General features: G+C 68.8%; 25 protein-coding genes. 13 read left to right on the forward strand and 12 right to left on the reverse strand.

The features are described from left to right. Window position 1: 1 nt before the first annotated feature. Window positions 2–853, reverse strand: a complete 852-nt coding sequence (locus tag ACWGID_RS32390; RefSeq protein ID WP_452203088.1) for a LacI family DNA-binding transcriptional regulator — start codon at window positions 851–853, stop codon at window positions 2–4. A gap of 73 nt (window positions 854–926) precedes the next feature. On the opposite strand from ACWGID_RS32390, the gene ACWGID_RS32395 reads away from it, so the two are divergent. From ACWGID_RS32395 to ACWGID_RS32420, 6 genes are all read left to right on the forward strand, one after another. After that, window positions 927–2135: an ROK family transcriptional regulator gene (locus ACWGID_RS32395; protein WP_452203089.1), complete on the forward strand. Its 1209-nt coding sequence runs from the start codon at window positions 927–929 to the stop codon at window positions 2133–2135. Window positions 2136–2332: 197 nt separating this feature from the next. Next, window positions 2333–4000: an ABC transporter substrate-binding protein gene (locus ACWGID_RS32400; RefSeq protein WP_452203091.1), complete on the forward strand. Its 1668-nt coding sequence runs from the start codon at window positions 2333–2335 to the stop codon at window positions 3998–4000. Window positions 4001–4013: 13 nt separating this feature from the next. Next, entirely contained in the window at window positions 4014–5003 is a 990-nt protein-coding gene (locus ACWGID_RS32405) for an ABC transporter permease (protein WP_452203093.1), read from the forward strand. Window positions 5004–5018: 15 nt separating this feature from the next. Continuing rightward, window positions 5019–5951 carry an ABC transporter permease gene (locus tag ACWGID_RS32410; protein ID WP_452203095.1) on the forward strand — a complete coding sequence of 311 codons (933 nt, stop codon included), beginning with the start codon at window positions 5019–5021 and terminating at the stop codon, window positions 5949–5951. Then, the gene (locus ACWGID_RS32415) at window positions 5948–6832 is read left to right on the forward strand and encodes an ABC transporter ATP-binding protein (protein WP_452203097.1); all 885 of its coding nucleotides are present in this window, start codon (window positions 5948–5950) and stop codon (window positions 6830–6832) included. Before ACWGID_RS32410 ends, ACWGID_RS32415 begins: the two co-directional genes overlap by 4 nt. After that, the gene (locus ACWGID_RS32420; protein WP_452203099.1) at window positions 6829–7629 is read left to right on the forward strand and encodes an ABC transporter ATP-binding protein; all 801 of its coding nucleotides are present in this window, start codon (window positions 6829–6831) and stop codon (window positions 7627–7629) included. The genes ACWGID_RS32415 and ACWGID_RS32420 overlap by 4 nt, the downstream gene beginning before the upstream one ends. Before the next feature lie 51 nt (window positions 7630–7680). Here the strand turns inward: ACWGID_RS32420 and glmM are convergent, their stop codons facing one another. The 3 genes from glmM to rplM are packed head-to-tail and all read right to left on the reverse strand — an operon-like array spanning window position 7681 to window position 10035. Next, the gene (gene glmM, locus ACWGID_RS32425; RefSeq protein WP_452203101.1) at window positions 7681–9027 is read right to left on the reverse strand and encodes a phosphoglucosamine mutase; all 1347 of its coding nucleotides are present in this window, start codon (window positions 9025–9027) and stop codon (window positions 7681–7683) included. Window positions 9028–9034: 7 nt separating this feature from the next. After that, window positions 9035–9556 (reverse strand): 30S ribosomal protein S9, encoded by a 522-nt coding sequence (gene rpsI / locus ACWGID_RS32430; RefSeq protein WP_452203103.1) that lies wholly within the window; start codon window positions 9554–9556, stop codon window positions 9035–9037. A gap of 35 nt (window positions 9557–9591) precedes the next feature. Next, window positions 9592–10035, reverse strand: a complete 444-nt coding sequence (gene rplM, locus ACWGID_RS32435) for a 50S ribosomal protein L13 (RefSeq protein WP_131286311.1) — start codon at window positions 10033–10035, stop codon at window positions 9592–9594. A 248-nt stretch (window positions 10036–10283) separates the two neighbouring features. Between rplM and ACWGID_RS32440 the strand changes: the two genes are divergently transcribed. After that, window positions 10284–11597 (forward strand): citrate synthase, encoded by a 1314-nt coding sequence (locus ACWGID_RS32440; RefSeq protein ID WP_452203105.1) that lies wholly within the window; start codon window positions 10284–10286, stop codon window positions 11595–11597. Between the two features lie 120 nt (window positions 11598–11717). Then, the gene (locus tag ACWGID_RS32445; RefSeq protein WP_452203107.1) at window positions 11718–12989 is read left to right on the forward strand and encodes a phospholipase D-like domain-containing protein; all 1272 of its coding nucleotides are present in this window, start codon (window positions 11718–11720) and stop codon (window positions 12987–12989) included. Window positions 12990–13055: 66 nt separating this feature from the next. Here ACWGID_RS32445 and ACWGID_RS32450 read toward each other — a convergent pair whose 3' ends face one another. Continuing rightward, complete coding sequence (locus ACWGID_RS32450) at window positions 13056–13511, reverse strand: nuclear transport factor 2 family protein (RefSeq protein WP_452203108.1); 456 nt, start codon at window positions 13509–13511, stop codon at window positions 13056–13058. Between the two features lie 125 nt (window positions 13512–13636). Here ACWGID_RS32450 and ACWGID_RS32455 point away from each other — a divergent pair, with 125 nt between their 5' ends. After that, window positions 13637–14185: a TetR/AcrR family transcriptional regulator gene (locus ACWGID_RS32455; protein ID WP_452203110.1), complete on the forward strand. Its 549-nt coding sequence runs from the start codon at window positions 13637–13639 to the stop codon at window positions 14183–14185. Beyond that, complete coding sequence (locus tag ACWGID_RS32460) at window positions 14182–15159, forward strand: hypothetical protein (RefSeq protein WP_452203112.1); 978 nt, start codon at window positions 14182–14184, stop codon at window positions 15157–15159. Before ACWGID_RS32455 ends, ACWGID_RS32460 begins: the two co-directional genes overlap by 4 nt. Here ACWGID_RS32460 and ACWGID_RS32465 read toward each other — a convergent pair. Genes ACWGID_RS32465 through ACWGID_RS32475 form a run of 3 tightly spaced genes read right to left on the reverse strand, consistent with a single transcriptional unit; the run spans window position 15156 to window position 18249 of the window. After that, a complete protein-coding gene (locus ACWGID_RS32465; protein WP_452203114.1) occupies window positions 15156–15980 on the reverse strand; it encodes a hypothetical protein in 825 nt (274 codons plus the stop codon). The genes ACWGID_RS32460 and ACWGID_RS32465 overlap by 4 nt on opposite strands. Next, on the reverse strand, window positions 15902–16528 hold the full coding sequence (locus tag ACWGID_RS32470) for a hypothetical protein (protein WP_452203116.1): 627 nt from the start codon (window positions 16526–16528) through the stop codon (window positions 15902–15904). The genes ACWGID_RS32465 and ACWGID_RS32470 overlap by 79 nt, the downstream gene beginning before the upstream one ends. Before the next feature lie 38 nt (window positions 16529–16566). Continuing rightward, entirely contained in the window at window positions 16567–18249 is a 1683-nt protein-coding gene (locus ACWGID_RS32475; RefSeq protein ID WP_452203118.1) for an ABC-F family ATP-binding cassette domain-containing protein, read from the reverse strand. A 53-nt stretch (window positions 18250–18302) separates the two neighbouring features. Here ACWGID_RS32475 and ACWGID_RS32480 point away from each other — a divergent pair, with 53 nt between their 5' ends. Then, the gene (locus ACWGID_RS32480) at window positions 18303–19025 is read left to right on the forward strand and encodes a hypothetical protein (protein WP_452203120.1); all 723 of its coding nucleotides are present in this window, start codon (window positions 18303–18305) and stop codon (window positions 19023–19025) included. Window positions 19026–19169: 144 nt separating this feature from the next. On the opposite strand, the gene ACWGID_RS32485 is transcribed toward ACWGID_RS32480, so the two are convergent. Together ACWGID_RS32485 and ACWGID_RS32490 are read right to left on the reverse strand one after the other, a co-directional pair. Beyond that, a complete protein-coding gene (locus tag ACWGID_RS32485) occupies window positions 19170–19940 on the reverse strand; it encodes a hypothetical protein (protein ID WP_452203122.1) in 771 nt (256 codons plus the stop codon). After that, entirely contained in the window at window positions 19933–20484 is a 552-nt protein-coding gene (locus ACWGID_RS32490; protein ID WP_452203124.1) for a SigE family RNA polymerase sigma factor, read from the reverse strand. Before ACWGID_RS32490 ends, ACWGID_RS32485 begins: the two co-directional genes overlap by 8 nt. A gap of 119 nt (window positions 20485–20603) precedes the next feature. Between ACWGID_RS32490 and ACWGID_RS32495 the strand changes: the two genes are divergently transcribed. After that, a complete protein-coding gene (locus tag ACWGID_RS32495; RefSeq protein WP_452203126.1) occupies window positions 20604–22424 on the forward strand; it encodes a hypothetical protein in 1821 nt (606 codons plus the stop codon). Window positions 22425–22437: 13 nt separating this feature from the next. Here the strand turns inward: ACWGID_RS32495 and ACWGID_RS32500 are convergent, their stop codons facing one another. Both ACWGID_RS32500 and truA read right to left on the reverse strand, forming a co-directional pair. After that, window positions 22438–23034, reverse strand: coding sequence for a class I SAM-dependent methyltransferase (locus tag ACWGID_RS32500; protein WP_452203128.1), 597 nt, complete (start codon window positions 23032–23034; stop codon window positions 22438–22440). Next, a complete protein-coding gene (truA, locus tag ACWGID_RS32505) occupies window positions 23027–23839 on the reverse strand; it encodes a tRNA pseudouridine(38-40) synthase TruA (protein WP_452203130.1) in 813 nt (270 codons plus the stop codon). The genes ACWGID_RS32500 and truA overlap by 8 nt, the downstream gene beginning before the upstream one ends. 96 nt (window positions 23840–23935) lie before the next feature. On the opposite strand from truA, the gene ACWGID_RS32510 reads away from it, so the two are divergent. Then, the gene (locus ACWGID_RS32510) at window positions 23936–24676 is read left to right on the forward strand and encodes a hypothetical protein (RefSeq protein WP_452203132.1); all 741 of its coding nucleotides are present in this window, start codon (window positions 23936–23938) and stop codon (window positions 24674–24676) included. The last annotated feature ends 103 nt before the right edge of the window (window positions 24677–24779 follow it).

Here is a 24779-nt window from a genome sequence, read left to right on the forward strand (position 1 = left end):
GCTACCTTCCGTTCTGCTGCAGGTTCACCGCAGTCGACTGCGCGAGCCGGATCGTCGGCTTCGGCACGTGGTACGTCGTCACGTCGCCGCCGTCCATGACCGCGAGGATCGCCTCGCCGACGACCGTACCGAGACCGTGCACGTCGACGGTCACCACGCTCAGCGGCGGATGGGCGAGCCGGGCCACTGCCGTGTCGTCCCAGGCGATGACCGACAGCCGTTCCGGGATCTCGACCCCGAGCTCCTTCGCCACGGCGAGGCCGCCGATCGCCATCAGGTCGTTGTCGTAGACGATCGCGGTCGGCACCTGGCCGCCGGTGAGCAACTGCCGCGTCGCCTCCCGCCCGGCGTCCTCGGAGTAGTCGCCCTCGATGACCCGGCCGTGCACCTCGCGCTCGGCACACGTCCGCAGGAACGCGTCGTCGCGCGCCTGGCAGTGCAGCATGTCGCGCGGACCGCTGATCCGGGCGATGTCGTGGTGCCCGAGGTCCGCGAGCGCCCGGACGGCCGCGCGGGCGCCCTCGGCGTTGTCGACCAGCACGTTGGTGATCGGCGCCTGCAGCTCCGGTCCGCCCAGCAGCACGGTCGGCACCTTCAGGCGCTCAGCCTCGGCCAGCCGCGGATCCGTGGTCCGGAGGTCCACCAGCACGATGCCGTCGACGTGGTCGTTGGCCACCCAGCGCCGCCAGATCTCGATCTCTCCGGCGATATCGGCCGCGAACTCGATCAGCAGGCTGCAGTGCCGTCCGGCGAAGACCTCCTCGATGCCCTGCACGACATCGGCCATGAAGGGTTCCATCCCGAGCAACCGTCCGGGCCGTGCCAGCACCAGACCGGCGATTCGCTCCCGCATACACTGCCCTCCAAGGCCACCGTGCCCACTATATTCACAGACCTAACTAACCCGACAGATTGCGGATGTCCCGATGCAGCAGGTCAGCGACCCGTCGCCGTCCCCGGGGTACGACCCGGCGCCGACGAACAGTCGCGCCCTCATTGTGGACAGCATCCGCTCGGCAGGGACACTCAGCCGGGTCGAGCTGACCCAGATCACCGGCCTCACCGCGCCGTCGGTGACCGCGCTCGTCCGCCGGCTGATCGACGACGGCCTGGTCGCCGAGGCCGGCCGCGGCACGTCCACCGGCGGCAAGCCGCGCACGATGCTGCAGATCAGGGCCGCGGCCCGGTACGTCGTCGGCGTCCATCTCAGCAACGACAGCCTGACCTACGTGCTGGTCGACTACGCCGGCAGCGTGGTGGCCCGCTGGCGCCGGCACGGTCCGGGTGAGGAGAGCGACCCGGAGACGGTCGTGCGACGGATCGCGGCCGAGACCACCGAGCTGATCGAGCGTTCCGGCGTCGACTCCTCGTTGGTCCTCGGCGTCGGCTTCGTCTGCCCCGGACCACTGATCCGCAACCGCGGAGTGACCTCGGCGCCGCCGTCGATGACGCAGTGGGTCGGCTTCCCGATCCACCGCCGCCTCGAGGAGTGCCTCGGCCTGCCGACACTGCTGGAGAACGACGCGACCGCGGCCGCCGCGGGCACCCGGCTCACCACCAGCCACGACGTGTCGGTGATGGCCGCGCTGTTCATGAGCGAGGGGATCGGCTCGGGCCTGCGGCTGAACGGCAACGTCTACCAGGGCGCGCACGGCAACGCCGGCGAGGTCGGGCACATCTGCGTCCAGATCGGCGGTCCGCAATGCTGGTGCGGCAGCACCGGCTGCCTGGAGGCGGTCGCCGGTCCCGCCACGGTCGTCGCCAAGGCCCGTGCGGCGGGGCTCGACCTCGGCGCGGACCGGCGTACCGGGGTGGCGGCGTTCGCCGCGATCGCGCGGCTCGCGCTGACCGGGGACTCCCGCGCCGAGGCGATCATCCGCGACTCCGCCGCGTGGCTGGCGCTCGGCGCCCAGACGATCACCAACATGTACGACGTCCAGCTGCTCGTGCTGACCGGACCGGCCTTCGCCGTCGCCGGGACGATCTACCTGCCGATCCTGCAGGAACGGATCATGAGCTCCGCCTTCGGGCGCAGCGTGGCCCCCGAGGTGGTCCTCGACGAACGCGGTCACGACGCCGCCGCGATCGGCGCCGCACTGCTGATGTTGCGCTCCGACCGCGCCGTCTCGGCGTAGGACTCCGCGGAGGACTTCGCACCCTCCGCTGTCGAATCGTTACCCTCGTCAGCCCTTGCGCCCAGTTTATTAGTCCAACTAAGTTACCGCCAGCTTCCCTGGCCGGGTGCCGGGTGACGCGTTCCAAGGACCGCGTTGGTGCGGACCATCCCGGAAAGGACCGATCTATGCTCCGGAATCCCACGAACCGTACGAGGGTGCGGCGCCTGGTGAGCGCCGCGGCCGCGGCGACCACGACCGCCCTGCTGCTCGGCGCCTGCTCCGGCGCCGCCACCGGCGGCACCCAGGCCGCCGCGAAGGACGCCTCCATCACGGTCGCGGCCGGCGACATCACCGCCAAGAACTTCAACCCGTTCAGCTCGACGGCGCTGCAGCCGACGCTGGGCGTCATCTACGAGCCGCTGTACTGGTACAACTTCGCGAAGCAGTCCGAGCCGACGCCGGTGCTGGCCACCGGGTACTCCTGGAACCCGGCCGGCACCGAGCTCACCATCAAGCTCCGCCAGGGCGTGAAGTGGAACGACGGCCAGCCGTTCACCGCCAAGGACGTGGCCTACACGTTCAACCTGGTCGCGACGACGCCCGCCCTGAACCCGTCGGGTCTCGCCGCCACGGCCAAGGCCACCGCGGACGACACCGCCGTGCTCACCTTCAAGTCCAAGTCCCTGATGCAGGAGCCCGCCGTACTCGCCAACCAGGCGATCGTGCCGGAGCACATCTGGAAGGACATCAAGGACCCGACGACGAACCTGAACGAGAACCCGGTCGGCACCGGCCCGTTCAAGCTGAAGTCGTTCACGCCGCAGAGCTACGTGCTGACGAAGAACGACCAGTACTGGGAGACGGGCAAGCCGGCCATCAAGGAGGTCCGCTACCTGCCGGTCCAGTCGGCGGACGCCGCCAGTGCGGCCCTGGTCGCGGGCAAGGTCGACTGGGCGAGCGCGTACCTGCCCGGGATCGACAACATCATGAAGACCAACAAGGACCTGACGTACGTCAACACCCCCGCGATGACGACCGTGATCGTGACGTGCTCCAACTCGGGCCTCGGCTGCACCGGGCCGCAGACCGACCCGGCGGTCCGCAAGGCGATCTACCTGGCGATGAACCGCGAACAGCTCGGCAAGCTGGCCGGTGGCGGTGTCGCGGGTGTCGGCTCGCCGACCCTGCTGCTGCCCGGCCGTGACGACGACTGGATGGCCGACGCCGGCTCCGGAAAGCTTCCGCAGAGCGCCGACGCCGACGAGGCGAACAAGCTCCTCGACGCGGCGGGCTGGACGAAGGGCAGTGACGGCGTCCGGGCCAAGGCCGGCAAGCGCCTCTCGCTGACGGTTCAGACCGTCACCGGCTGGAGCGACTACATCCTGATCAACGACACCCTGAAGCAGCAGCTGTCTGCGGTCGGCATCGAGCTCAAGCCGAGCCAGGTCTCGTGGAACGAGTGGAACGCTGCGCAGACCAACGGCAAGTTCCAGCTGTCGCTCGACTCCGTCGGCCTGGGCGCGTCGACGAACCCGTACTTCACCTACGACAGCAAGCTTGCGACCGCGAACACGGCGCCGGTCGGCAAGTCCGCCAGCGCCGGCAACCAGTCCCGGTTCTCCGACCCGACGGTCGACGCGGCCCTCACGACCGCGGCCGGTACGACGGACAAGGCCGTACAGAAGGCGCAGTACGCCAAGATCCAGACCGTGATCGCGGAGCAGCTGCCCTACATCCCGGTCTACGTGAACTCGATGCTGACCGAGTTCAACACCTCGCGCGCGACCGGCTGGCCGACCAAGGACGACACCTACGTGCTGCCCGCGGCCTGGAAGGCGTGGGACGCCGGGATCGTGCTCAAGACGATCAAGCCCGCCAACTGAGCGCGGGCCGGCCGTGCGCTATCTGCTGCGGAAGCTCGCCTTCTACGTCGCCGCCCTCTGGGCGGCGCTGACCCTGAACTTCCTGATTCCCCGGCTGATGCCGGGGAACCCGGTCGACCTGATGCTGTCGAAGCTGGCGACCAAGGGCCCGGTCACACCGACGACCCGGGCGGCGATCCAGGCGCTACTCGGGACGGACACCGACGCGTCGCTGTGGCACCAGTACACGACGTACCTGCACCAACTCGCCTCCGGCAACCTCGGTACGTCGATCGCGTACTTCCCGATGCCGGTGTCGCAAGTCATCGGTCAGACCCTGCCCTGGACCGTCGGCCTGATCGGCATCGCGACCGTGATCTCGTTCGCGGTCGGGGTCCTGATGGGCCGCGCCCCCCGGGGGGGGGCGCCGGAGGGGGTGGACACCCCGTATCCCCACCCCACCCAGGATCCGGCGGGGGCCGACATTATGGGCGCGCTGCTGCTGCTCTTCCTGCTCGGCAGCAGCTGGCCGGTCTTCCCGCTCAACGGCGGGTACGACGTCTACTCGGTGACGCCCGGGTGGAACCTGCCGTTCGCGCGGTCGGTCGTCTATCACGGCACGCTGCCGGCGCTGACCATCGTGGTCTCGTCGATCGGCGGCTGGATGCTCGGGATGCGCAACATGATGGTGTCGACGCTGTCCGAGGACTTCGTCGTCACCGCCGAGGCGAAGGGTCTCACCCCGCGCCGGATCCGCTCCCGCTACGTGGCCCGGAACGCCGTACTGCCGTCGATCTCGGGGTTCGCGATCTCGCTCGGTTTCGTGGTCGCCGGTTCGATCGTGACCGAGGCCGTCTTCACCTATCCCGGGATCGGCTCCGCACTGTTGCTTGCCGTCGGCAACAACGACTACGCGCTGATGCAGGGCGTCTTCCTGATCATCACCCTGGCCGTCCTCGGCGCCAACCTGCTCGTCGACCTCCTGTACGGCGTCATCGATCCCCGCACCCGCGCGCGGTCCTAGGAGAGGTGAACCTGAATGGCAATCACCACTGAAGGGGCCGCGCAAGCAGCCACCGCGGACGGCCCGTCGCCGATCGCACCGGCGCGGCGCAAGCTGCCGCCGATGACCCTCAAGCTCGCCGTCGGTCTGGCCCTCGCCGGACTGATCGTGCTGTTCGGTGTGCTCGGTCCGCTGCTCGTCGGCAACCCGTCGACGGTCCGGGACATCGGGCTGGCCGGGCCGGGCCACGGCTTCGTGCTCGGCACCACACAGAGCGGTCAGGACGTCTTCGCCCAGCTCGCCTACGCGACCCGCGGCTCACTGATCATCGGCGTCGTGGTCGGCGCGATCACGCTGCTGCTGTCCGCGTTCTTCGGTGTCGTCGGCGCGTTCGTCGGCGGCTGGGTGGACGAGGCGTTCTCGCTGCTCACCAACATCATGCTGGTCATCCCCGGTCTGCCGCTGGTGATCGTGATCTCCAGCTACGTACCGAACAAGTCGATCTGGCTGGTGGCCGCCGTACTGGCGATCACCAGCTGGGCCGGGTCCGCCCGCGTGCTGCGCGGGTTCACCCTCAGCGTGCGCGGTCGCGACTACGTGCTCGCCGCCCGGATCAGCGGCGAGAAGCGCTGGCGGATCCTGCTCGTCGAGATCCTGCCGAACCTGATCCCGCTGCTCGCCTCCCAGGTGGTGTTCGCGGTGATCTTCGCGATCCTCGGCGAGGCGGGGCTGTCGTTCCTCGGTCTCGGAGCGTCCGGGTCGTTCACCTGGGGCACGATGCTGTTCTACGCCCAGAACGGGCTCGCGCTCCGGCTCGGCGCCTGGTGGTGGTTCGCACCGCCGGGCCTGGCGATCGCGCTGTTCGGCGCGGCACTGTCGCTGATCAACTTCTCGATCGACGAGATCATCAACCCCAAGCTGCGCTCGCAGACCCGTGCCGAACGCAACAAGTGGAGCGTGCAGTCGTGAATCCTGTGCTGAGTATCGAGAACCTGAGTATCGACTACCTCGCCGAGACGACCGTGCATGCCGTCCGCGACGTCACGCTCACCCTGCAACGCGGCGAGATCCTCGGCCTGGCCGGGGAGAGCGGCTGCGGGAAGTCGACCCTCGCGTACGGCATCACCCAGCTGCTCAAACCACCGGCCCGGATCACCGGCGGCCGCGTCGTCTTCTCGTCCCGCGAGGGGTACGACGTCGACCTGTCGAGCCTGACCGGAGAAGACCTGCGCGCGTTCCGCTGGGACAAGATCGCGATGGTCTTCCAGGGCGCGATGAACTCCCTCAATCCGGTACTGCGGATCTCCGAGCAGCTCGACGACGTGTTCCTCACGCACCGGCCCGAACTGGGTAAGGCCGAGCGCCGCGAACGCTGCGCCGGACTGCTCGAACGCGTCGGCGTCGACCGCGACCGGCTCCGCGCCTACCCGCACGAACTGTCCGGCGGGATGCGGCAACGGGTGATGATCGCGATGGCGCTCGCACTCGAGCCGCAGGTGCTGATCATGGACGAGCCGACCACCGCGCTGGACGTCGTCGTCCAGCGGGAGATCCTCCGGGAGATCACCCGGCTCCGGTCGGAGCTGGGATTCGCCGTCGTCTTCATCACCCACGACCTGCCGCTGCTGCTCGAGATCAGCGACCGGATCGCGGTCATGCGGGCCGGCCTGATCGTCGAGCTGGACGACGCGCTGACGCTCTACACGAAGCCGCAGCACCCGTACACCCGGCGCCTGCTGTCGTCGTTCCCCAGTCTGACCGGCGATCGGGGAAGCTTCGTGCGCAGCGGCGGCATCGCGCTGGACGAGACCGAACAGACCGTCGAGGCCGTGGAGAGGGAGGCCGGATGAGCGTCCTGGAGATGCGCGACGTGGTCAAGGAGTACCGCCTGCGCAACGGGCTCCGCAGTACGCGGCTGCGTGCCGTCGACCGGGTCAGCTTCGAACTGACGCCGGGCCGCACCATCGCGCTCGTCGGCCAGTCCGGGTCGGGCAAGTCGACGATCGCCAAGTTGCTGATGCAGCTCGAGCGGCCGACCTCCGGTGCGATCCTGGTGGACGGCGAGCCGATGCGGTATCACGGTGCGCGCGCCGCGGCGTACCGGAAGGCCGTGCAGATGGTGTTCCAGGACCCGTTCGCGTCGTTGAACCCGTACCACTCGATCGGTCATCACCTGGCCCGGCCGGTGCAGCTGCACCACCCGGGGTTCACCCGCGCGCAGGTCGCGGACCGCGTCCAGGAGCTGCTGCGGCGCGTCCGGCTGGACGAGGACTTCGTGCACCGCAAGCCGCACGAGCTGTCAGGTGGTCAGCGGCAGCGCGTCGCGATCGCCCGCGCGCTGGCGCCCGAGCCCGCGATCCTGGTCGCCGACGAACCGGTCTCGATGCTCGACGTCTCGATCCGTCTCGGCGTCCTCAACCTGCTCGCGACCCTGCAGCGCGAGGAGAACCTCGGAGTCCTCTACATCACCCACGACCTGGCCACCGCCCGCCACTTCAGCGACGAGATCATGGTGCTCTACCACGGCGCCGTCGTAGAACACGGCCCCGCCGACGACGTGATCCTCAACCCCCAGCACGAATACACCCAGCTCCTCGCCGAGGCCGCGCCGGCCCCGGAACGCCGCTTGGCGCAACTCAGACCCTGAGACGCGAGTACGCCGGAGAGCCCTGGTGGGTCTCCGGCGTACTTGTTGGTGTCAGAGCTTCAGTGAGGAAGCAACCACGTCGGCCAGCGAGTGGGCGATCTCGTCGGCCGTGTCCGAGGACTCGGCTTCGACCATCACGCGGACGAGCGGCTCGGTGCCGGACGGGCGCAGCAACACGCGGCCGGTGTCGCCGAGGCGGTTGGTGGCTTCGGCGACCGCGGACTGGACCGTCGGGTCGGTGCCCGCGCGGTTCTTGTCCACGTTCTTCACGTTGACCAGGACCTGCGGCAGGCGGGTCATCGCACCGGCCAGGTCGGCCAGGCTCTTGCCCGTCTGGGCCACCCGGGCCAGCAGGTTGACCGCGGTCAGCGTGCCGTCGCCGGTGGTGGCGTGGTCGGACAGGATCACGTGCCCGGACTGCTCACCGCCGAGCTTGTGGCCGCCGGCCTTCATGGCCTCCAGCACGTACCGGTCGCCGACCTTGGTCTGCTCGACCGCGATCCGCTCGCGGACCATCGCCTGCACGAAGCCCAGGTTGCTCATCACGGTCGCGACCACGGTGTCGTTGGACAACCGGCCGCTGTCCCGCATCGCCAGCGCCAGCACCGCGAGGATCTGGTCGCCGTCGACGAGCTCGCCGTTCGCGTCCACCGCCAGGCAGCGGTCCGCGTCACCGTCGAGCGCGATGCCGACGTCGGCGCGGTGGCCGATCACCTCACGCTGCAGACCCTCGATGTGGGTCGAACCGCAGTTCAGGTTGATGTTCAGGCCGTCGGGTGCGGCGGCGACCGTGATCACCTCGGCACCGAGCCGGCGCAACGCCTCCGGAGCGGTCTGCGAGGCGGCACCGTTCGCGCAGTCGATGACGACCTTCAACCCGTCGAACCGGTTCGGCGCGGAGCGGACCAGGTGCGAGACGTAGGTCTCGAACCCCTGCCCGTCGTCGGTCACCCGCCCGACGGCCGCGCCGGTCGGGCGCTGCCACTCCTCGCCCATCCGGGCCTCGATGGCGTCCTCGATCACGTCGTCGAGCTTGATCCCGCCGCGGGCCAGGAACTTGATGCCGTTGTCCGGCATCGGGTTGTGGCTGGCGGACAGCATCACGCCGAGGTCGGCGCCGGTCGAGCCGGTCAGGTACGCGACGGCCGGGGTCGGCAGTACGCCGAGCCGGACGACGTCGACGCCGGCGCTGGCCAGACCGGCCACGACGGCGGCTTCCAGGAACTCACCACTGGCACGAGGATCCCGGCCCACAACGGCGCGTGGCCGGTGCCCTTCGAAGGCACCGGCCTCGCCGAGTACGTGAGCTGCCGCGACCGAGAGGTCGAGCGCCAGCTCCGCGGTCAGGTCCACGTTCGCCAGGCCACGGACTCCGTCCGTGCCGAACAAACGCCCCATCAGGTGATCAGCGCTTGCTGTACTGAGGCGCCTTACGGGCCTTCTTGAGACCGGCCTTCTTACGCTCCTTGATCCGCGCGTCGCGGGTGAGCAGACCGGCCTTCTTCAGACCCGGGCGGTTGGCCTCGAGGTCCGCCGCGTTCAGGCAGCGGGCCACACCGAGCTGCAGCGCACCGGCCTGGCCGGTGATGCCGCCACCGTTGATCCGGGCGATCACGTCGTACGAGCCCTCGAGGCCCGCGACGACGAACGGCTCGTTCACGTGCTGCTGGTGGACCTTGTTCGGGAAGTAGACGTCGAGGTCCTTCCCGTTGATCTTCCACTTGCCGGTGCCCGGGACGATCCGCACGCGGGCGACGGCCTCCTTGCGGCGACCAGTGGCGCCGGCCGGGTTGATGACCGCGACCCGCCCCGTCTCGGCGCGCTGCTCCGGAGCCGGGTTGGTCTCGGAGGTGTAGGCGACCGGGCCCTCGGTGTCGATAGGGACCTCGGAGTCGATCGTCTCGGTCTCGGTGGTGATGTCGCTCACGCTGTGAATCCTCGTTTACCTGGCTCGTCGATCGCTTACTGAGCGATCTGGGTGATCTCGAACGGCTTCGGCTGCTGTGCCGTGTGCGGGTGCTCCGGACCGGCGTACACCTTCAGCTTGGTGAGCAGCTTCCGGCTCAGGCGGTTCTTCGGCAGCATGCCCCAGACGGCCTTCTCGACGGCCTTGCGCGGGTCCTTGTCGAGAATCTCACCGATCGGCGTCGCGGTCAGACCGCCCGGGTGACCCGAGTGGCGGTACGCCAGCTTGTCGGTGCGCTTGGTGCCGGACAGGGCCACCTTGGAGGCGTTCACGACGACGACGAAGTCTCCGCCGTCGACATGCGGCGCGAACGTCGGCTTGTGCTTGCCACGCAGCAGCGTGGCGATCTGGACGGCGAGCCGACCGAGCGTGACGTCGGTGGCGTCGATCACGTGCCACTCACGAGTGACGTCAGCAGGCTTCGGGCTGTACGTGCGCACGGTCGTTGACCTTCGTTTCTCAGAGATTGAACAAACTGGACGTCGGCGAGCGGTCAGCCGACACGGCATCGACCTGGAACGCACAACAGCAGCCCAGAATACCGGCGGTAGCACGTACGGGTCAAAGTGAGCCCACACGCCGAGGGGACCCCGGCTTGGAAGCAGCTGGGGACCGCACTAGTTTAGCGGTGAAGATTGCAGTCCAGACCCGCGTCCCGCCGGCTGATCTACCCTCATTCATCCAGGCGATGACGCCAGCTTCCGAAGAGGGCATCGTGACCGAACAGTCGCTCACCGTCCGGGACAACCGGACCGGCAAGGACTTCGACCTTGCCATCACCGATGGCACCATCCGTGCCGCAGACCTCAAGCAGATCAGCGCATCCGACGGCGACGGTGGCCTGGCCACCTACGACCCCGGCTTCGTCAACACCGCGTCCTGCCGCTCCTCCGTCACCTTCATCGACGGCGACAAGGGCATCCTGGAGTACCGCGGCTACCCGATCGAGCAGCTCGCCGAGCAGTCGAACTACCTCGAGGTGGCCTACCTCCTGGTGAACGGCAAGCTGCCGAACAAGGCCGAGTACGAGGCCTGGGCGCACGACGTGACGTATCACACGTTCGTGCACGAGAACCTGAAGACGTTCATGCAGGGCTTCCGGTACGACGCGCACCCGATGGGCATGCTGCTCGCCTCGGTCGGTGGGCTGTCCACGTTCTACCCGGAGTCCCGCGACATCTTCGACGAGGAGTCCCGGGCGCTGCAGATCCGGCGGCTGATCGCGAAGATGCCGACGCTCGGCGCGTTCGCGTTCCGCCACGCCCAGGGCAAGCCGTACGTGTACCCGGACAACGAGCTCAGCTACACGGCGAACTTCCTGTCGATGCTGTTCAAGATGAGCGAGCCGAAGTACGCCGCCGACGACCGGCTGGTGCGCGCGCTGGAGATCCTGTTCATCCTGCACGCCGACCACGAGCAGAACGCGTCCACGAACGCGGTCCGCGCGATCGGCTCGACCCAGGTCGACCCGTACACCGCGGTGGCCGGCGGGATCGGTGCCCTCTACGGCCCGCTGCACGGCGGCGCCAACGAGGCGGTGCTGAAGATGCTCCGCCGGATCGGCGGCATCGAGAACGTGCCGTCGTTCATCGAGGGCGTGAAGAACGGCGAAGAGCGGCTGATGGGCTTCGGCCACCGGGTCTACAAGAACTACGATCCGCGGGCGAAGATCATCAAGAAGGCCGCCGACGACGTCTTCGAGGTGACCGGGATCAACCCGCTGCTGAAGATCGCCGTCGAGCTGGAGAAGATCGCGCTGGAGGACGAGTACTTCGTCTCCCGCAAGCTCTACCCGAACGTCGACTTCTACTCGGGCCTGATCTACGAGGCGCTGCAGTTCCCGCCGGAGATGTTCACCGTGCTGTTCGCGATCCCGCGGACCTCCGGCTGGCTGGCGCAGTGGCTGGAGATGCTCGGCGACGGCGACCAGAAGATCGCCCGGCCGAAGCAGATCTACACCGGCGAGCGCGGCGTCCAGTACGTCCCGATGGGCGACCGCTGACCTGATCCGCGAACGGCCCCCGACCATCCGGCCGGGGGCCGTTGCTGTTCTCGGAGGAAAATTTCCGGCAGTATGGCTTGAGTAGTGAACATCCTTCTGATCGCCCCACAGGAGGTCCTGATGCTTCATGCCCTGCTCGCGCCGCTCGTGCTGCTGGCCGCGTCGACGGTTGCTCCGGCCGCGGCCGGCGTACCGGATCCGGTCATCGGGCACGCGGTGTTCAACGATCCGGCCGGGTCGACCACGCAGCAGAACACCATCCAGGTCCAGCTGGCCGGACTCATCGACCGGGTCCCGGCCGGTGAAGAGATCCAGGGATCGTTCTTCGGTTTCGATCCACCGGATACCGCCGACACCGCGACCGATCCGGACATCGTCGACCGGTTGATCGCCGCCCACGACCGCGGCGTGCTGATCAAACTGATCGTCGACCAGAAGTCCGCCACGACGGCCGCCACGAAACGGCTCCGCACCGCACTGGGATCGGCCGACGACAAGCCGTCGTACGTCGTGGACTGTGCGGACAAGTCACCGGCCGGGACGATCCGCGGCTGCATCGCCACCCGGGTGAAGCAGTGGTCGGACGGGCCCGTCACGCCGTACAACCACAACAAGTTCTTCACGTTCTCGAAGATCAAGCAGAGCAACGGGACCGAGGTGGGCTCGGTGGTCTACCAGGCGTCGGCGAACCTCGGCATCTGGGACCAGAACGAGGCGTACAACAACGCCCTCACCTACTCGGACCCGAAGACGTACGGCGCCTACCGGACGTACTTCGCCGACCTGCGTTCCTACCGTTCCGTGCCGGCCGGGAACAACAACTATTACAAGGATTCCGGCAGCGGGACGGACTACCGCGTCTTCTTCTTCCCGCGGCAGGAACGGGCCGGCCAGCCGTTCGACGACCCGGCGACGGACACCGTCTACAACTCGCTCGGCTCGGTGCGCTGCACGTACACCGAACCCGACGGCTCACACCACCAGACCGACGTCCGGGTCGCGATGTGGGACTTCAACCGGCCGGCGATCGCGCAACGACTGGCCCAACTGCGCAAGGACGGGTGCTGGGTGGACGTCGTCCTCACGAACGCCAACGACGCGGTGATGTCGGCGTTGAAGTCCGCCCCGGTGCAGATCACCAAGTGCAACTACAACCTTGCCCCGGGCATCGACATCCGCGTGCATTCGAAGTACCTGCTGATCGACGGCGGGTACGACGACGACATCGTGCCGCGAGTCTTCACCGGCAGCCACAACTTCTCGTACTCCGCACTTCGGCAGGCTGACGAGTCGATGGTCCGGGTGATGGGCCGCACCGTGCACGACGAGTACCTCGCGAACTTCTGGCACATCCGCGACACCTGCCGCGCCAAGGGCGGCGTGATCACCTGAGGATTGGAAACGGCCCCGGGCGGACGATCTGGGTCGCGGTCCGGGGCCGTTCGGCGCCTCTGCCGACTACGACGCGGCCGGGGTGCCTGCCGGTTCCGTCAGGTGCGCGACGAGCTGGTCGACCTGTCCGCGGGCCCGGATCATCGCCAGGTGGTCGATGTAGTCGCGCGACTCGACGATCAGCCCGTCGCGGACCCGGAGGACGAAGATTGCCGGGGTCCGGAACGGCTCACCGGTCGCCAGGGTCGTGCCGGCGTACTCGAACTCGGCGACGATCACCTCCGGGTCGGCCGTCCGGTGGACCCGGATGTTGTCCGGCTGGAACTTCACCACCTCGGTGACCTGCGGCCCGACGCCGCCGAAGTGCTCGCGGAGCGCGTCCCGGCTGAGCAGCGGATGGTCGCCGTACGGGTTCATCGGGTGCCGTACGTCGGTCTGCTCGGCGTACAGCTCCGGCAGCAGCGCGAAGTCCCGGTCGGCGACACCGTGGACGAGCTTGCGGAAGACCTCTTCAGGAGTCATGACGATTCCCCACCTCGGAGTTAAACGGAGTGATGACTATCGAATATATGGAGTCTTGACTTCGTTTACAACTGGTTGGCCGGTCCGGGCGTCTTCTAGGCTGAGATCGACGGAGGGGAGTTGGGGTGCGAGCCGACGCACGGGACAACCGGGCCAGGATCATGACCGCGGCGGATGACGTCTTCGGGCGGTCGCCGTTGGCGTCCACCGACGACGTGGCGAAGCTGGCGGGGGTCGGGATCGCGACGGTGTTCCGGCACTTCCCGACCAAGACCGACCTGCTCGAGGCGGTCCTGACGCTACGGCTGGAGCGGCTGCGCGACCGTGCGCTGGAGCTGACCGGCAGCGCCGATCCGGGGGCGGCGTTCTACGCGTTCTTCACCCAGGTGGTGTCGGAGTCCGCGTCGAAGCTGGCGATCGGCGAGGCACTGACCGCGGCGGGCGTGGCGGCCGGCGAGAGCGCACGCGAGGCGGGGCGTGGCATGCGGGAGGCGATCGCCGGCCTCCTCACCGCGGCGCAGCAGTCCGGTGCGGTCCGGGCGGACGCTGGGATGCCCGAGGTGTACGCGCTGCTGATCGGCGCGTCCCGCGGCGCGACCGCGGCCAACCTGGAGCCGGAACTACGGGACCGGATGCTCGCCCTGATCTACGACGGTTTGAAGCCGCGATCGTGAAGCGGCGCCTCACGATCGCCGCCCTGGTCGTGGTGCTGCTCCTGGTGGCTCCGGTCACGGCCTACGCGATCTCCCTGCGTCTGCAGTACGCCGGTGATCCGTCCGCGACAGCCCGCACGCGGAACCAGGACGCATTGTGGCTCGGCCACGCGTGGGTCGACGGCCGGAAGACGCAGGCCGACGTCACGGCACTCGCCAAGCAGTTGCAGGGCACCGGCATCCGCGACCTGTACGTCCACACCGGCCCGCTGGAGCACGACGGGTCGTTGCCGCTGGCAAAGGTGTCACCGAAGGCCAAGTGGTTCGTCGACGCGGTCCACGCCGCGGCGCCCGCTGTCCGGGTGCAGGCCTGGCTCGGTGACGTCGTACAGCCGGGTAAGAACCCGGGTATGAATCTCGACGACGCTCAAGTTCGGCAGCGTGTGGTGGCGTCGGCGTCCGCCGTACTGCAGCAGGGATTCCAGGGCATCCACTACGACTTCGAGCCGGTGCAGTCGGGCTCCAAGGGCTATCTCGCGGTCCTGGACGAGACCCGGGCACTGGGTACGACGCTGTCGGTCGCGTCGGCGCAGATCGACCCGCTCTGGTACCTGCACCTCATCCCGGTCGAGAAGTGGTGGTCACAGGACTACTTCCGCCAGGTCGCCGAACGTGTCAACCAGATCGCGATCATGTCCTACGACACCGCCATGCCGCTGGAGTCCTTGTACGGCGGTTACGTCGCCAAGCAGACCAAGCTCGCGCTGGAGGTCACTCCCCCGACGACGGACCTGCTGATGGGGCTTCCGGCGTACTGGGAGAACAACGCGGCGCACTGGGGGGATGCTGAAACCGTCAGCGCGGCGGTCCGCGGCGCACGGCTCGGTCTGGGCGACTCCAAGCGCCAGAACTTCGGTCTGGCGCTGTACGTCGACTTCGCCGCGACTCCTGAGCACTGGGCGGCGTACCGTGACGGCTGGTGCGTGGCGCCCTAGAAGGTCAGCACGAGGATCAGCGCGCAGACGAGCACGTAGGCGCCGACGAGCAGCGCGCTGGGCGCAAGCCGACGGTTGACGTCAGCCGGCGGTAAGCCGGTGCGGCCCCGCAGGCGCAGGGTCTCGAACACCGAGGCCGTCGTCATCAGGTGGTTCGGCTCGATGCCGGCGATGACGTGCCAGTCGTCACCGGTCTCGAGGTTCAGCCGGTCCTGGTCGATCGCGACGGAACCGACGGATCGCCAAGGCGTCGCGTGCTCGTGCCAGCCGTGCCGGATCCGGACCTCGCCGGCGGTCGCGATCACCCGGTAGAAGGTCCGGGTACCCAGCGCGTGGAGCGCGTGGCCCCCGATCACAGCGATCGCGGCGGCGGTGACCCAGTCGCCGAAGATCGCCACTGCTCCGACCACGATCGGCGCGACGATCGGGAGGGCGACCAACGCGGGTCGTTCCCACCACGGGCGGGCCCGCAGCGGGACTTCCCAGGGCAGCGTCGGCATCGCCAGCGCCGGCTCGACCGTCACGGCAGGAGCCGAGTAGCGAGGTACCTCGGCGTCGACCTGACGGAGCTGGCTGGACACCGACTCCACTCGCCACGGCAACCTGCGCGGCGCGCGGAACGGAGCGACCGGGCGGAGCACCTGATCGCCGACCACGATCGACGGCCAGCTCCCCTCGACCAAGTCACCGACCAGCAGCGCGTCGCCACGGTAGCGCCGCAACGTCTGCACCCACTGCCGTTTCAGCGCGGCCGGTGCGTGGTCCTCGTCGAGTACGTCGAAGGCGTCGTACAACCGGGCGTCGGTCTCCTCGTCGTCCACCTCGGCGACGAGAAAGCCGAGCAGGACCGCATCGTCGACGGACCAGATCGCGAAGGCCGTGGAGCAGCACCAACCAGCACCAGAGCACCGGCAAGGAGCAGCCGGATCGACACGCGGACCGGTGCGGCTGCGGGAAGCGTGACCGGACGGCGCAGCAGGTCCTCCGTCAGACTGCGTTGCCCTTGGCGACTGATGACCATGGCGACCAGCAGGGCGACGCAGAGAGCGCCGTACACGGTCCACGCGAGGCGTGCGCCCGCTACGTCGTCGTACTGGAGCTCGAGGAGGAGGAACAGCACGCCCAACGCCGCCGCGACCGCCGGCTGCCACCAGAGCAGCAGGAGCGACCCGAAACAGGCGACCATCGCGATCGCGAAGCTCGGATCCGGCCCGCAGATCGACGGGTCGTCAGGCGAACACAGGACGCCCCCGGTGTCGGACACGATCGACACCACAATCGCGCCGATCCAGGCCGCCGGCATCAGCCAGCGGTAGATCCAGCTCGGTACGACGGTGTTCGCCCAGCGGGCAGCCAGGTCGTCTGTCATTGGAGTTCCCCCCTCCACGGTGTGGGAGAACTCTAAGGTCAGCGAGCGCGTTCGACGCGACCTTCGTCCCAGACCGGTTCGTCGGGCTCGTAGACCGAGCCGTCGGAGCCGAAGACCAGGAAACGGTCGAAGCCCCGGGCGAACCAGCGGTCGTGGGTCACCGCGAGCACCGTGCCGTCGAAGGAGTCGAGCCCCTCCTCCAGCGCCTCCGCCGACTCGACGTCCAGGTTGTCAGTGGGCTCGTCGAGGAGCAGCAGGGTCGCACCGGACAGCTCCAGCAGGAGGATCTGGAAACGGGCCTGCTGACCACCCGACAGGCTGTCGAACGTCTGCTCGGCCGCATGCGCCAGCTCGTACCGGTCCAGCTTCCGCGACGCCAGCTCGCGCCCCATGCCCTCCCGGTGGTCGTCACCGCGGTGCAGGATTTCGAGCAGCGTCCGGCCGACCAGCTCCGGGTGCTCGTGCGTCTGCGCGAACCAACCGGGCCGCACCCGCGCACCGAGCTTCACGTTGCCGGTGTGCGCCACCGGCGCGATCTGGACGTCACCGACGGGCTGATGCTCCACATCGGGATCCGAGCCACCGTTGGCGAGCAGTCGCAGGAAGTGCGACTTCCCGGACCCGTTGGACCCCAGTACGGCGACGCGCTCGCCGTACCAGACCTCCAGGTCGAACGGCTTCATCAGGCCGGTCAGCTCGAGCTCCGTGCAGACGACGGCCCGCTTGCCGGTGCGGCCGCCGGTGAGCCGCATCTTGACCTTCTGCTCGCGCGGGATCGCCTGCGGCGGGCCGGCCTCCTCGAACTTGCGCAGCCGGGTCTGCGCGGCCCGGTAGCGCGACGCCATGTCGGAGTTGTACGCCGCCTTCTGCTTGTACATCAGCATCTGGGCCCGGAGCTTCGCGTGCTCCTCGTCCCAGCGCTTGCGCAGCTCCTCGAACCGCTCGAACCGGTCACGCCGAGCCTCGTGGTAGGTCGCGAACCCGCCACCGTGCGTCCACGCGGTATTACCCGCGGCACCCAGCTCGACGGTGACGATCCGGGTCGCGGTGTTGGCCAGCAACTCCCGGTCGTGACTGATGTACAGCACGGTCTTGTCGGTGGCGCGCAACTGCTCCTCGAGCCACCGCTTCCCCGGTACGTCGAGGTAGTTGTCCGGCTCGTCCAGCATCAGTACCTCGTCCGGTCCCCGCAGCAGCGCCTCCAGCACGAGACGCTTCTGCTCACCACCGGACAGCGTCTTCACCTCACGCCAGCGACAGCGGTCGAACGGTACGCCGAGCGCGGCCGTCGTACAGACGTCCCAGAGCACCTCGGCGTCGTACCCACCGACCTCGCCCCAGTCCGCCACCGCCTGCGCGTACTTGAGCTGGGTCTTCTCGTCGTCGGCCTCCATCATCGCCAGCTCGGCCTTGTCGAGCTTCGCCGCGGCCTCCTGGATCGCCACCGGCGCCACCCCCAGCAGCAGGTCCCGCACGGTCGACGAGTCCCGCACGGAGCCGACGAACTGCCGCATCACCCCGAGCCCACCGGACCGCGAGATGCTCCCGCTGTGCGGCTTCAGGTCACCCGCGATGATCCTGGTCAGCGTTGTCTTGCCGGATCCGTTCGCCCCCACCAGCGCGACCTTCGCCCCGTCACCGACCCGGAACGTGACGTCGTCCAGCAACACCCGCCCGTCCGGCAGCTCGAACCCGACACCGGCGACATCCACGTGACCCATCCCCCCAGTCTGACAACACTCCCCCGACCCGTGCGAACCGTTATCGTCAACCGGTGCCGACCAGCCTGCGAGGACTCGAGATCAGGCCGGACACCCGCGAGTACCAGTGGGTCGCGAGGGTCGTGGCCGCGGTCGAGCACCGGACCGGCAGAGCATCGACCTGGAACAGGCGGCCGTACGACGAGCACTCGGGCATCGCGGCGTCGGCGGAGTACAACGGCCCGATGACGATCAGCCGGTACCAGGTGCTCGACCCCGTGATGGAGGCGTACGACGCGAGCGGGCCCCCGGACCTCCAGACGAGAGGTGCGGCCCACATCGGCGCCATGGTGGTGGTCCACGAGACCGACCACCACCAGCACGAGGCAGGCGACGAAGACGCACCCGACGCCGTCGGCAGGTTCTCCGAGGAGTGCGTGGCGGTGCGGGAAGGGCTCTCGGACAGCAACGCCGCCCGGCTCACCGACCCGATCATCCGCGACATCGGCATGGACAAGGCGGTGCCGGGGTCCGACACCGTGGGGGTACAGATGCCGTACGCCAACCCGCCGCGGATGCCGATGTCGGCGCAGCAGCGCGCGCAGGTGCAGCGCATCGAGGCGTTCTACGGCAGGCCGTCCATCGATCTGGAGACAGCACACCTGCGGCAGTTCCTGGACACCGGCGCCCAGTCCGGGCGAGGGAGTGGTGGGGCCGGGGCCGGAGCGGCGGCAACCCAGCCGACACAGCCCTGGCGTGCGGCCTCGCCGCGCGACACCGGTGGAGCGGCTCGGTAGACGACCCTCGGCCAAGGAGGCGCAACGGCTGTACGCCGAGGCAATGCTGTCGACTGCATCGGGTCAGGCCCGGAACAGCGACTGGAGCAGACACTGCAGCGGATCGGTGAGCTCTACGAGCAGGACGCCACGGAGTCGAGTGAGCTACCAGCCCTTCAGCGCGTTCAGGTAGGTACCGCCGGAGGGGCGGACCGAGCCGGTCATGAACAGTTTCAGCGGTGCGGCGAACAGGCCGTACGGGTGGGTGCCGGAGAAGAAGCCGGAGTCCGCACAGCCGTCGTACTCGACCCAGATCTCGCGGACGCCGGAGGCGGTGCTGAAGCGGAGCACGATGGCTTCCGAGGGCTTCGCGGTCTGCGGTGCGCACTTGAAGACGGGCAGTGCCGAGTTCCGCTCCGGGAGCACCTTGATCGCGTCGACGATCTGCTGCGCGACGGTGGCGTCGTACGACTCCTGGCCGAGCAGACCCGTGCCACCTTCGGCGAAGCCGTAGCGGCACGCGCGGAGGCCGGTCACTGGTGTGTTCAGGTCGAGTCCCGTGCCGGCCGGTAGGTCGTGCGGCCCGCTGGCCTTGAGGATCGGGTGGTCGACCGGGCAACCGGCCGCGGCCTTCGGCGACACAACGCCTTGTGTGGATCGGTTGGGACCAGCCACGCCCTCACCCTGACCGGCGGAGTCGCTCTTGCTCGTCGCGACCGGCGACTCGCCGCCGAGCAGACCCCAGACGCCACCGACAGCTGCAACCACCAGCACAGCCCCTGCGGCCATTGACCAGGCTTGCCGGCGCCGGTGGACGCGGCGGCGGGCCTCACTGGCCAGTCGGGTCTTCTGGAGGCCGGTCTGGGTGTCGGCCTGATTGTGAAGGGCTGACGTGAGCTTCGGGCCGAGCTCCTGCTCAGGGTCGTGCTCAGGCATCCTCGGCTCCTTCCGTGCTCAGTGTGGTCTTCAAAGCCGCCAGTGCGCGGTGCACGTGCGACCGGGCGGTCGCCTCCGCGCAGTGCAGCAGCTGCGCGATCTCGGCGTACGAGAGCTCCTCGTAGAAGCGCAGTACGACGGCTGCTCGCTGTTTGTCCGGCAGCGTCGCGCAGAGCGCCCAGATGGCGTCGGCCTCGGCGCGGGACGCCGTACCGTCCCCAACCGCGTTCGCCGTGCGGACCGGGTCGTCCACCGGCGCCTCGCGTCGCCGGAACCTCCGCCACCAGGAGATGTGCGCGTTCACCACCATGCGCTTCACATAGGCCTCGGGATCATCGGCACGACTCACCCGCGACCAGCGTGCACACGCCGTCGTCAACGCATCCTGTACGGCGTCCTCCGCAAGGTTGGCGTCCCCGGTCAGCACATAGGCGAACCGCAACAGGGCATCGGCCTTCTCGGTCACCCAGACCTCGAAGTCCACCTGCCCCAACCGTGCCTCCGCTGCCGCCAAGGCTGCCTCCATACCCCTCAGGACGCCCATCAGATCCGATCCGTTGCAGCCAATCGGAACACCGGGCCAATTATGGGTGACCGCCAGTCGACCCGCCGATGACTAGCCTGACCGCTTCGAGACTCCTAACCGGACGAAGGCGGCACCAGATGGTGAACGAGCGCAGGGTCATCGACAGCAGGTTCGACCGGGCCGGCAACCTGGCTGGGGACTGGGCCCGTGCCCTGGACGGCATCCTCGGGGAGCGGTACTCCGGCCTACCGCTGTACAGGTGGGACGACCCGAGCCGCGCGACCGAGGCGTCCGCCGACGGTTCGATCACCTTGAACGTCCGGACAGCCGATCTGATGTCGCATCTCGGCGGCAACCAGTACGACGCCCACTACCCCAGCGATATCGTCCGGCCGGACCCGCAGGCCGTGCGCAACGCTGTGATCGACTTCGGCAACGCGTACGTGGACAAGGTGCTGCCGCGCGACCCGACGCTGGACTTCGCCCCGGAAGCTCTGGACACAGGCATCCGCGCGAACCTGGTCAGCACCGAACGGATCCTCGATCCGCAGCGGATGGAGCAGATGGCCCCAGGCATCGGGCGGCTGGTGGACCCCGAGCCGTATCCGTTGTTCCAGGGCGCTGCGAGCGAGCTGACGAGCCGACTCGGCCAACGGCTCGGGATGAAGCCGGACGAGCTCGACAAGCTGCTGCGCCGCACCGATCCCGCGCAACGCTTCGACGTACTGGCCGATCAGCTGATCGAGCACGACCCGCTGCAGCGGCGGCTTCCGGACGGTTCGGCGCGCAAGCCTCCGGCCGACCATACGGCGCAGTTGAAGACAGAGCTCGCCCACGAGTTCCGGCTGGCCTTCGACCGGTGCGACGTCGCGAGCCTCGACGACGGGCGCAACACTCGGGAGACCGGCCAAAACCTGGTCGCTCAGGGGTGCGCCAACGCGTTCGAGCAAGTCGGCCGGTTCCGGGACGAGATCCACACGAACCAGCGTGGGTACGCGGAGGTGGCCGACCTCGTCGCCGCCGTACAGTCTGGGCTGTCGCAGGGCAGGGCCACGCCGTCCCTAGGCCGCGATGCCGGAGCGATGGCACTCCAACTCAAGGTCAAGACGGACTACTGGAGCGGCGAACTGCGGGAATCGACCGCCCCGCCCGCCGCCGGTGTGGTCGGGTACGCCGGGACGGATCGCTCGCTGACCTTCGACCGGGCGAAGGTGATCGACGTCCTCGCGACCGCGGACCGCACCGCGCCGCCGACTCCCGAGGTCCGCGAGGCCGTCGGGATCGTCGCGTCCCACGCCGCTCAGCTCTGCAACCCGGAGGCGCCCGGTTCGGTACCGGACAACGCCGCCGACCGGGCCTTCGACGAACAGCTCCGGCAGGACTTCGTACGACAGCACGAAGGCGAACTGTTCGCGGCGCTCGGGTTCTCCGAACCGCAACTCGGCGGCGAACCGCAGCACTCCGCGGTAGCGGAGGTGACGGCAACCCTCACGCAGACCGCCGGACAGCACGCCGGTCTGGAACCGCACGAGGTCACCTCCCGGCTGCTGACCACACCGCCCGCCGAGCGCTTCGACAAGGCGGCCGCCCTCGCGCTCGCCAACACCGACGGTCTCCCGACCGGCACCGCCACCCGAGCCCTCGCCGACGACCTGCACGGCATCGTCGGTACCGCCGCCGAGGCCGATGCCAAAGGCGCCGGCAAGCTGCACGCGTGGAGCCTGAAGACGAGCGGGGAATCGCTGAGCGGGAAGACCGTTGCGAGCGTCGACAAGGCCCGGAAACCCTTCAGCGGAAAGGGTGCGGCCGACGACGTCACGCGACGGCAGTTCGCCGCGGCAACCTCGGGCCAGACGCCACTGCGGCCAGGCCAGGCCGTTGGCCAGACCTCGACCGACGCACGGACGCACCAGCCCGACAACGGGAACTCCCGCAACGGCCTCGGCGGCCGCGGCTAGCTGTACAGCTAGCTCACCTGGTGGCGCGGAGTACCCGGAAGCCCTTGGCGCTGGCGACGCGTTCGCAGGGGTAGCCCTGTTCGGTCATCCAGCGCTGGAGGGAGTCGCCGCCGAGGTTCTTGCCGACGACGAACCAGGCCACGCCATCGGGAGCGAGGCGTTGCAGCCAGCGGAGCAGCATCTTGTGCAGTTCGGGTTTGCCGATGTGGATGGCCGGGTTCGACCAGATCGCGTCGAACCGCAGATCGTCGGGTACGTCGTCCGGCAGCGCCGGGTGCACGCGGTCCGCGACACCGGCCGCCTTGGCGTTCTCGGCGGTGAGCTCCAGCGCCCGCGTGTTCACGTCGACCGCCCAGACGGTCGCGTCCGGTGCCTCGACGGCCAGCGCACACGCGATCGGGCCGTAGCCGGTGCCCAGGTCGAGGAAGGTCCCGGAGCTCTTGGGCGGGTCGATCGAGCGCAGGAACACCGCCGTACCGATGTCCAGGCGGTCTCGGGAGAAGACGCCGGTCGCTGTAATGAACGTGTACTCGCGTCCCCAGATCCGGGCTTCCACGGTACGGCGTACGTCCGCAGAGCCGGGCTCCGCGGAGAAGTAGTGGTCAGCCACGCTGGTGCACCTCTCCCCTGACCTGACGGGCCTGCAACGCCCGTGCGGCCAGCTCATCGTCCGCGGGGTACCGCACTTCCTCCAGTGTGAGGCCGTGCGCCGGCAGCACCGACACCGCCGAGTGCCGCACCTTCCCAGCCAGTACGGCGGTCGGCCACTCGACATCACGCCGTCCGTCGCCCACCGGGATCATCGATCCCACCAGAGCCCGCACCATCGAGTGACAGAAGGCATCTGCGATCACAGTGCCCTCCAACCGCCCGACACCGGTCCGCTGCCAGGAGAACTCCAGAAGCGCCCGCACTGTGCTGGCGCCTTCCCGCTTCTTGCAGAACGCCGCGAAGTCGTGCTCACCGAGCAGTCCGGCCGCTGCGGCGTTCATCCGGTCCACATCCATCGGCCGGCCGACGCGGAGGACATGTCCGCGCGTCAGCGGGTCCCAGCCGGCGGGGTCGTCGCACAGGCGGTACACGTACCGGCGGGCCAGCGCGGAGAACCGGGCGTCAAAACCGTCTGGAGCCGCCGTGACGGCCGTGACAGCCACGTCCTCGGGCAGCACGCCGTTCAGCCCTCTGAGGAGCCTCAGCGGGTCCACAGCGCCTTCCACGTCCACGTGAGTGACCTGACCACGGGCGTGTACCCCCGTGTCGGTCCGGCCGGCACAAGTGACGGTGACGGGCTCCGAGAGCCGCAGTACGACCCGGACTGCTTCTTCCAGCTCACCTTGCACGGTGCGGAGACCGTCCTGCCGGGCCCAGCCGTGAAAGCCCGCCCCGTCGTACCTGAGATCAATCCGCCAACGCACACGGCAATCTAACGCAGGAACCCGGTGGACCCCGCCGTGACTACGGTGAGAACGGTCGGGAAAGCACGGGGGACGTGAAGATTAAGGAGATCAAGCATGGCCCCAGTGGGCGAACCCGAGGCTTTTGTTCCGCGCCCGGGCGATCTGATCGAAATCCGGGAGAACTCGGAGTACTGGCAGTTCGGCCGCGATGAGGAGCGGCCGGGCACCTGGCAGCACACCATCGCGTTCGAGACTGACGGCGGGCCGGTGCTGACCTGGGTGAATGCCCACGGCGGCGAGCCGTCCGAACGGATGCAGCCCGACCGGCAGTACCTGTTCGAGCATGGCGATGAGGGCCCGGACGCCAAGGAATGGGCCATCGTGCGCGACGAGTCCGGCGAGCTCCGGATCGAGGAGCCCTTGCCGGCGCCGGAGCCGCTCGACCTCGCCGGCGCGGAGCCGTTCCGGCTGCGCTCCGGCGACAAGGTGGCCACCAACGACCGCGGGGTTTTCTCGTACCACGGAACCGACAACGCCGGCGCGGAACGCTGGCATGCGGAGTTCCAGGGCGGGATCTCGGTCGAGGTCCCCGGGGCACCGTTCCAGCCCGGAGAGCAGAGCATCGTCGTACGTCAACGTGACGGCGATGATCTCGAGTTCACGGTGGCGCAGGGCGACGACGGTCTGGTTCTCGTGCCTGGTGTCGAGCAACCGGCGATCGACGAAACCGCCACCGCCCAGGGCGTCTCCGGTCCGGCCGGCCAGAGCACCCAGACCGACGCCGGTGAGCGGACGTACGGCGCCCACTCGACGGCGGCGCAGAACCGGAAACAGTCGCCCTCGGCCGGGCGCTGAAATGCAGCGAGGCCCCCCCCCCCCCCGGGGTTGGGGGCGGCCACCTGGGGGGGTGTCTTGTAGACGGGGGGCGCGGGGCCCGCCGGGGGGGACCCCCCCCCGC

The sequence above is a fragment of the Kribbella sp. NPDC054772 genome (assembly GCF_053611945.1).